The organism is Deltaproteobacteria bacterium (genome assembly GCA_003194485.1).
Lineage (GTDB): Bacteria > Desulfobacterota > Dissulfuribacteria > Dissulfuribacterales > UBA3076 > UBA3076.
Genome location: PQXD01000007.1, coordinates 25174 through 34095, shown reverse-complemented (window position 1 = coordinate 34095; position 8922 = coordinate 25174). Strand labels below are relative to the sequence as shown.

Annotated in this window: 9 protein-coding genes; 8 read left to right on the top strand and 1 reads right to left on the bottom strand. The window is 49.8% G+C overall.

All coding sequences use genetic code 11. The annotated features are described in order from the left end of the window. Positions 1-192 precede the first annotated feature (192 nt). The 8 genes from C4B57_05460 (at position 193) to C4B57_05425 (ending at position 8529) form a co-directional block, all read left to right on the top strand. The gene (locus C4B57_05460) at positions 193-951 is read left to right on the top strand and encodes a hypothetical protein (GenBank protein ID PXF54780.1); all 759 of its coding nucleotides are present in this window, start codon (positions 193-195) and stop codon (positions 949-951) included. 233 nt (positions 952-1184) lie between these two features. After that, on the top strand, positions 1185-2549 hold the full coding sequence (locus C4B57_05455) for a dynamin family protein (GenBank protein ID PXF54779.1): 1365 nt from the start codon (positions 1185-1187) through the stop codon (positions 2547-2549). Between the two features lie 66 nt (positions 2550-2615). After that, the gene (locus tag C4B57_05450; GenBank protein PXF54778.1) at positions 2616-3371 is read left to right on the top strand and encodes a YebC/PmpR family DNA-binding transcriptional regulator; all 756 of its coding nucleotides are present in this window, start codon (positions 2616-2618) and stop codon (positions 3369-3371) included. Then, positions 3368-3880, top strand: a complete 513-nt coding sequence (locus C4B57_05445) for a crossover junction endodeoxyribonuclease RuvC (GenBank protein ID PXF54777.1) — start codon at positions 3368-3370, stop codon at positions 3878-3880. The genes C4B57_05450 and C4B57_05445 overlap by 4 nt, the downstream gene beginning before the upstream one ends. After that, on the top strand, positions 3880-4515 hold the full coding sequence (gene ruvA / locus C4B57_05440; protein ID PXF54776.1) for a Holliday junction branch migration protein RuvA: 636 nt from the start codon (positions 3880-3882) through the stop codon (positions 4513-4515). The genes C4B57_05445 and ruvA overlap by 1 nt, the downstream gene beginning before the upstream one ends. After that, positions 4515-5558, top strand: coding sequence for a Holliday junction branch migration DNA helicase RuvB (locus C4B57_05435; GenBank protein PXF54775.1), 1044 nt, complete (start codon positions 4515-4517; stop codon positions 5556-5558). Before ruvA ends, C4B57_05435 begins: the two co-directional genes overlap by 1 nt. Positions 5559-5602: 44 nt before the next feature. Beyond that, positions 5603-8029, top strand: coding sequence for an ATP-dependent protease (locus tag C4B57_05430; GenBank protein ID PXF54774.1), 2427 nt, complete (start codon positions 5603-5605; stop codon positions 8027-8029). Positions 8030-8046: 17 nt separating this feature from the next. Next, positions 8047-8529 carry a hypothetical protein gene (locus C4B57_05425; protein ID PXF54773.1) on the top strand — a complete coding sequence of 161 codons (483 nt, stop codon included), beginning with the start codon at positions 8047-8049 and terminating at the stop codon, positions 8527-8529. Between the two features lie 17 nt (positions 8530-8546). Here the strand turns inward: C4B57_05425 and C4B57_05420 are convergent, their stop codons facing one another. Then, entirely contained in the window at positions 8547-8753 is a 207-nt protein-coding gene (locus C4B57_05420; GenBank protein ID PXF54772.1) for a hypothetical protein, read from the bottom strand. Between the last annotated feature and the right edge of the window lie 169 nt (positions 8754-8922).

Here is an 8922-nt window from a genome sequence, read left to right as displayed (position 1 = left end):
GTGGGGGAAACTGCATCGCCTTAAGCGCAGCGTAAGGCGAATGCAGAGGGGGCAGGACATCCCCCATGTCAAAAGCCTTAAGAAAACAAGGGGCTGAAGTGTGAAGTGAAAAGAAATATCCCCTGCCAGTGAACGGTTATGTAGGGTCACGGGTTCACCGGATATTTACTGTATGGTAGGACATATAGGCATATGAGACACGATGACGAAAGACCAAAAATAATTGTGACAACGGATGTCAACGGAACAACCACGCCGGATAACACATTTGGCGAACTGGTCAGACCCGATGGATTATTTGACCAAATGGAAGATTTGATGAAGGCCTATACATCCGGAAGTTGCAGATTTTCTTTCGTGCTGCCGAGGATGAAACAACTGGCTGCCGGTGTCGGCCGGGTCCGCCTTGAGTCATACGCCAGGGGAATGCCCCTGTATAATGGCGTCATCTCAACCTTTGACGATCTCAGTCAATCCGGGAATGTGGACGCAAAATGCGCCCTCTCCACAACCGGGTTTGCCGGGCTGATGGCTTTGGTGAATAAGATTCGTCACAGGTCTTTGTTCAGTGTTGCGGCATCACCGGTCCTTGCGGACCTGCTGAGCCGGGAGGAAAAATCCTGTCTTATCAGGCCTATCACCGACGAGGAAGAAAAGGTGCAGGTCATCGATGATCTCATAAGTTTATACAGACCCGGCAAGTGCAACATATTTCACATCGGGGATACCATGGGAGATTTTCCTGCATTAAAACATGCTGCGGAATTGGGCGGTACAGGCATTGCTTTTAATCCAAATGAGCCGTTAAGAGCGAGCATTTCGAGACTCCCGAGAGACATTCGGACAAGGATCCGTGAGATCAATTTTACAGACCAGGAGACACCCGATTATACCAAGGTCTGTGATATTATCAGGGAGGCTGTCTGGAAGACGCTCAAGACACGGCTTTAACCCTGTGGTAAGGGAACGGACACTAAAGGACCACTGGAAGGAAAGACTGATCCGGCAGGGAAGGTCGTATTGCCACTGGCCGGTTGATGGGTTACATTTTGGACAGCCTGAGGCTTTTCAATGATAATATAGGCGGATATGCTTTAATCAATATGATAAGGTCCTGTAATCGACCGGCTTGACTGTAGGACCGCCCTTGTATCAGGAATGCAAGTGCCTTTGAGGAATTTTGTATGGAAGAAACAGGAAAGGCCGCTGAGACCCTGACAAAAGAACTCGAACAAATACTGCAGGACAAGATGGCCCCGCTTTTTGAGCGTTACGGGCTGGACATCAAGGACCTGCTTACTCCCCTTAAATGGAAGCCGGTGGTCCTTGTAATAGGCAACTACTCATCTGGAAAATCCACTTTTATCAACGAAATCCTGGGAAGCCGGATCCAGCGCACGGGTCAGGCACCCACTGATGACAGCTTTACCATCCTGACCGCACCAGAGTCTAATGAATCCGAGGGAGAGATACCTGGAAGCACTGTGGTAAATGATGAACGTCTTCCCTTTTCTCCTCTCAGGCGCTTTGGCGAGAGCCTTCTGTCTCATATGCGATTAAAGAGGGTGGAAGATACCCCCGTCCTCCAGGATTTTGCCATCATAGATACCCCGGGAATGCTGGATTCTGTCACAGAAAAAGACAGGGGCTATGACTACCTTGGCGTAGTGGGAGAACTGGCAAAGCTGGCGGACCTCATCATCCTGATGTTTGATCCCCATAAGGCAGGAACAATAAAGGAGACTTATCAAGCCATCCGCAGTACGCTCCCAGGCTCCACCGGAGAAGACAGGGTCATTTACGTGCTGAATCGAATTGACGAATGCGAAAGCATGTCCGATCTTTTGAGGTCTTATGGGACCTTGTGCTGGAACCTTTCACAGATGACGGGCAGAAAGGACATGCCAAGGATATATCTCACCTTTGCTCCCCGGGAAGGCAAAGTGCCTCCCCCGGGCTTTGAGATATGGATGAACGAACGTGAAGAGCTCAAGCAGGCCATGAGTTCAGCACCAAGGATGAGGCTAAACCACATACTCCAGGAAGCGGATCGAATAGTAAGGGAGCTTGGCCTGCAAATAGAGGCCATGGCCGCCTTCCAGAAACGATTTATCCATAAATTCAAAGGGGTTCTACGTACATGGGGCGTGGCCGCCATACTGGCCTTCTTTTTTGGAGACCTGATCATGAAACTCTTGAGCGGCTATCCGGAAATCCCGCTTGCAGGGGCCCTGCTGGACGGAAACATAAATTTTAGGCATTTCTTTTGGCCCATTTTATGGGCCATGCTGGTCGTGGCCTCAGCTTCCCTGTATGTTCAACGGATACTTTTCCCAAAATTCACAAAGAGTACCCTGAAGGACCTGGACAACCTGATACCAATTGAGACTGCCTACAAAAGGGACCTCTGGAACAGGGTGAAGCACCGGATACATAAACTCATAGAAAACCAGGCCAGGAGACAGATATTGATTGCACATGGCCGATACCTTGGGAAGGTAGAGCGCTTCCTTGACAAGGATCTTGCTCGCTTTTTCGAACGTATTTAGCGCCTTGCCCTTTAACATAATCTTGGGTCTATAGTATCCTGAAAAAATCTGATAAATGGAGGCTTTATGTCCGGTCATTCAAAGTGGAGCACTATAAAACACAAGAAGGCGATGCAAGACGCCAAGCGCGGCAAAGCTTTCTCCAGGATCATAAAGGAAATAATGGTAGCCGCCCGTATAGGTGGCGGAGACCTCGGCGCCAACCCAAGGCTGAGGACTGCGGTAGCGGCCGCAAAGGCCGAAAATATGCCCAAAGATAATATAGAGCGGGCAATTAAGAAGGGTACCGGTGAGCTTGAGGGTGTAAATTACGAGGAAGTAACATATGAAGGCTACGGCCCGGGAGGAGTGGCAATACTGGTTGAAACGATTTCAGACAACCGCCAACGCACCGTAGCGGATATACGGCATCTCTTTTCCAGGATGGGCGGCAGCCTTGGAGAGCCCGGAAGCGTGGCATGGCTGTTCGAAAAGAAAGGATTGTTATTGGTTGAGAAAGACAAGGTCGATGAAGAAGAGCTTATGACTATAGCCCTGGAAGCAAATGCCGACGATATACAAGAGCAGGAATCCGAATGGGAGATATATACCGCCCCTGAAGACTTTGAAGACGTGAAATCCGCCCTGGAATCCAACGGTATTCCTGTACTGTCCGGCGAAGTCACGATGTTACCCGGCAATACGGTCAGTATTGAGGACGAAAAGCAGGCAGGCCAACTCCTCAAACTTATGGAGGTCCTGGAAGAAAACAGCGACGTGCAGGATGTTTATGCAAACTTTGACATACCTGATGAAATCCTTGGAAAGGTCAGCCAGGCATGACAAGGGAGATTATCCTGGGGATCGACCCCGGATCGCTGGCTACTGGTTATGGAATTGTGTCATGGGAGGATAACAGGCTCCACTTCGTCAATGCCGGCATTATCCGTCCGCATGCAGGACTCACTTTTGCAAAGCGGCTTGAAAGACTCTATTCGGGCCTGAAAGAAGTAATAGGCCGGCACAATCCAACTGTCTCGGCAGTGGAAGGGGTCTTTCAATCAGTCAACGCAAGGGCTGCCCTGCTGCTTGGTCATGCCAGGGGGGCGGTAATTCTGGCGGCGGTCCATGGAGGTCTACCTGTATTCGAGTATTCGCCCATAACAGTTAAACAGGCAGTGGTTGGCTACGGCAGGGCGGAAAAGTCCCAGGTACAACATATGGTCCGGATACTTCTCAATCTGTCCAAAAAACCCGCCCAGGACGCCGCAGATGCCCTGGCTGTGGCAATATGCCATGCCCACTCTTCGGGCAGCCGGTTGTTATCTGATTCCCGGGAAAATACGGGCTGATGATCGGCTATATCAGCGGCAAGATTCTGGGTCCATGGGACCGGGGTATTATAGTCGATGTGAATGGGATCGGTTATGAAATCCAGATGCCCTCTTCATCCCTGGCCAACCTGCCTTCATCCGGTAATGAAGTAACGGTCTTCACCCACCTTGTCTGGAAGGATGACACGCTCTCACTTTACGGATTTGAAACAATTGAAGCCAGGGACATGTTCAGGCTGTTGATGGAGGTTTCAGGGGTCGGCCCCGGATTGGCACTAAAAATCCTGTCGGTGCTCTCTGCCGGAGAGCTCTTGCAGATACTGGTCAGAGAAGAGAATAATAGACTTCGGGCCATCCACGGCGTAGGGGAGAAGACCGCTGCAAGACTGTGTATTGACCTGAAGGAAAAGGCCAGGGCCATACTTGCGAAAAGACAATGGTATGTGGAGCCGGCCTCTCATATTGAGCAAGTGGCTGCGGGAGACCTGTGGAATGATGCGCTTTCAGCACTTACTCATCTGGGTTATGGTTCATCCGAGACCAGGGCCGCCCTTGCCAGGGCTTTTGCCTCAGCGGGTGAAAGTGCAGGCCTTGAAGATCTTGTGAAAAAGGCGCTGCAGTTTCTGGCGAAAGGTCATACAAAACAGGCATGATGGCAAAAAATACCGCGGACAGAACGGACGATACGAATCTGAGCCCGGAACCCCTAGGGGAAGACAGATCCTTTGAGCCCGGGATAAGGCCCAAGTCTCTTTCTGAATATATAGGCCAACAAGAGGTCAAGGCGAGCCTCGAGGTCTTTATTGCTGCAGCAAGAAAAAGAGGCGAGGCCCTTGATCATGTGTTAATCCACGGACAGCCCGGCCTGGGCAAGACCACTCTCGCCCACATAATTGCAGCAGAGCTTGGAGTGAACTTCAGGTCCACCTCTGGTCCCGTGATAGAAAGGCCTGGGGATCTGGCCGCCATATTGACCAATTTACAGCAGGGAGACGTCCTGTTTATTGACGAAATTCACAGGTTGAGTCCTGTGGTAGAGGAAATACTCTATCCTGCAATGGAGGACTTTCATCTGGACCTGATGATCGGACAGGGACCCAGCGCGAGGACCATCAAGATCGAGATTCCGCGGTTCACCCTGGTCGGGGCAACCACCAGGGCCGGGCTGCTCTCACCGCCCCTTAGGGATCGCTTCGGGGTAGTGCTCAGGCTGGACTTTTACAAGGATGATGACCTTTGCACAATTGTCAACCGGTCTGCCAGGATCATGGCCACCGAAGTCGACCAGGAGGGCGCCCTTGAAATCGCAAAGAGGTCGAGGGGCACTCCCAGAATAGCAAACAGGCTTTTAAGGAGGGTACGGGACTATGCAGAAGTTAAGGCAGGTGGAAGCATATCCCGTCAGATTGCAGACAAGGCCCTGCGCTTGCTTGAAGTTGACCGTCAGGGTCTTGACCGCATGGACCGTGAAATTTTAGGTGCCATAATAGACAGGTTCAATGGAGGGCCGGTAGGGCTTGATGCCCTTGCCACATCCGTGGGGGAAGAAAAAGGCACGCTTGAAGATGTCTATGAACCCTTTTTGGTACAGAGGGGTTATGTGCACAGGTCTTACAGGGGCAGGATCGCAACAGACCTTGCCTATGAACACTTAGGCCGTAAAAAGAGTAAAAATGTTAAGAAATTAATTAGTTAGTAATAGTTTAAAATTACTACAAACCACGAAAGGTTACGATTACAATGGCTACTATCGTACCGCTTGATCCGGAAAAACTGCGTCTGAAAATAGATCCCCAAGACCTGGGTTTTCAACGACTAAGCCAGCTTGAGACTGAGGAAAGGCCTTTAGTGGCTCAGGAGAGAGCCATCCAGGCCCTCACTTTTGGCCTGAGAATGGAACATCCTGATTTCAACATATACGTTGCAGGGATCAATGAAACAGGGCTTTCCGAGCTGGCGAGGTCGTATGTGGAGGAAGTGGCCAAAGACAGGCATCCTCTGCCTTCTGACTGGTGTTATGTCCACAACTTCCGGAATCCGGATACGCCCACTGCTGTAGAGCTTAATAAGGGCAAAGGCAGGGAATTCAGAAAAGACATGGCGGACTTGTTGGATGAATTGATGCTCCATATACCTAAAGTCTTTGAAGCCGATACTTATGTTTCGCAAAAGGAAGAGGTGATAAAGGCGTTCAATGAAGACCGGAAAAGGGTATTTCAGGAACTGGATAAAAAGGTGCGCGAAAACGGCTTCATACTGCAATCAGATCAATCGGTCATGATGGTGGTCCCGGCAAAGGAAGACGGTACCCCTCTTACCCCTGAGGACCTGTCGAAGATGTCCCAGGAAGAACGGAAAGAACTCAAGGCCAAGAGCGAAGAGTTCCACAAAGATATGGCAGATGCCATGAGGCACATCCACCATCTGGAACAGTCAGTGCGCCAGAGGCTGAAAGAGCTTGATCAGGATGTTGTAGGCCAGACGATTGACACCTTACTTGAACCCCTGAAAAAAAAATATGAATCTTACAAAATACTCCGGGACTACTTTGCTGATATAAAAGAAGACGTAATCCAGCACATGGACGACTTCCGTCCTAAGAGCGAGTCTGCTCCAGCCCTGCCTTTTCCATTCCCAGGAGCCGGTCCGTCATTTACCCGGTACGAAGTAAATATGCTCGTTGACAATTCAGAGATCAAAGGGGCGCCTGTCATTATAGAAAGCAACCCGAGCTATCCAAACCTATTTGGCGTCGTTGAACGCAAGGCCCAGTTCGGTGCCCTCTTTACCGATTTCACCATGATCAAGCCAGGTTCAATTCACCGTGCAAACGGCGGTTATCTGCTGATAAAGGCCCTCGACCTCTTAAAATGGCCTTTTTCTTATGAAGCCCTGAAAAGGGCTCTAAGGAATAGAAAGATTGAGATAGAAGACCCTGCGGAACAATTCGGATTATTCACGACCAAAGCGCTGAAACCCAAACCGATCCCTCTGCGTATAAAGATAGTACTTATGGGGAATCCGTTCATCTATCAACTCCTTTATAACTACGATGAAGACTTCAGGGAGCTTTTCAAGGTCAAGGCGCACCTTGACGTCCATGTTGACAGGAACGAAGAGAGGCTGGATCAATTCATGCGTTCGACCAAGGCCCTTATAGAACGGGAAAATCTCAGGGACCTGCATATGAGCGGTGTTGCGAGTCTCATTGAGTTCAGCTCCGAGCTGGCAGGGTCCCAGGAAAAGCTCAGTCTAAAAATATCGGATATTGCAGACCTGCTGCGAGAGGCGGATTTCTGGGCAGGGTCCGAAAATAGCGAGCTTATCGAGGGCAGGCATATCCAGAAGGCAATGGATGAAAAGACTTACAGGTGCAATCTGTATGAAGACCATCTGCATGAAATGCTCAAAAAAGATATCCTTAAGGTGGCAACAACCGGTAAGACCGTGGGCCAGGTAAACGGGCTGTCCATCTATGACCTTGGTGACTATGTGTTCGGAAGACCTTCCAGAATTACAGTGAATATAGCTCTCGGCAAGGAAGGAGTTGTAAACCTGGAAAGGGAGGCCGATCTCAGCGGCAATATTCACACCAAAGGCGTTATGATACTGGCCGGGTATTTAAGGGCCTGCTTTGCGGCAGACTGTCCCTTGAGTCTCAATGCCTCCATATGCTTTGAGCAGAGCTACGGAATGGTCGAGGGAGACTCGGCCTCCGGTGCAGAGCTGTTCGCCCTGTTATCAGCGCTCTCCGATGTGCCGATTGACCAGGGAATTGCCGTAACCGGGGCTGTCAGTCAGAAAGGAGAAATCCTGCCGGTAGGGGGTGTCACCAGAAAAATCGAGGGTTTTTTTGACCTCTGCGAGGCGAAGAATTTCACAGGCGGGCAGGGAGTGATAATCCCGGAGGCCAACGTCAAGGACCTGATGCTCAAACCGAAAGTGATTGATGCCGTAAAACAAGGCAAGTTCCATATCTGGGCCATATCCAAGGTGGAGGAAGGCCTGGAAATACTGACCGGCCAGCCTGCCGGGGAACTCGGCCCTGATGGATGCTATCCGGAAGGATCAGTATTTGTAAAAGTAAAAGACAGGCTGAGGAAACTTGCTGAAGAAGCCAGGCTCTTCATGCAAAAAGAAAGAGAAGAGGAAAAAGAAAAGCATTAGAGATCACAGGAGAAAAAATGGAACTCAATATCATCAATTCCAAGGATGAATTGCCCGTAAAAAGAGGATATACGATCTCCCTGATCATAAAGAAATTCAGGGGACATAAAGATGTAGAGATACATCTTTTCCGGCCTGATTGGGACGAGAAGGAGGCCCAGCACTACGACTGGTCAAAGCTTTTGGGAGACCCGATAGACAGAAATGCACCCTTTGATCCCGTGAGCAGTCGCAAGGTCCTTTTGGAATCATTTACCACTGAAGAAAGAGACATCATATTGGACTACATGAAGAAACGGTATGTCTCCAGATTGTCTGCAATCAATTCACGTCCCCTGGACTTCCCTATTCCTCTGGGGCTCATTCCCTTGTCTGAAATCCCTGAGGATGGCAATATTGGCCGCATCCGCTTTGAAGAGATCCCCAACTATACACTCTCCTTTCCTGTGCACGGCCTCTACATTTTGAGTCAACACGAACCTGTAAAGGAAGAGATATAGCCTTTATGACTATTGAGTTAGCTCTGTTTCGATATATAATCTTTGATTATTGGGTAATCATCCCTTGTCCCTCCAATGCTCTCGTCCCTTGTTTTCTGAGACTTTTGCAGCATGGGACCCTCCCTGTTCTCCTCCGCTGCGCTCCGGAGCCAGGGTTTCCCGTACTGCAAAAGCCAGGAAAACTGCGGGACTTCCGCAAGTCGCTCCAAGGGATAATCATCCAATAATCCGTTATAGTCAGCATATGATGCGGAGCTAACTCAATAGAGCGTGTCCCGTAAATCATATCAGCCGAAGATTTCGATTCGGCCAAATTTTGGCCTTATGCCCCTCTGGACTTTCTGGAAATGCTGATTATTGAGATTCATTGTCATAAGAGCCTTATTCCACCCC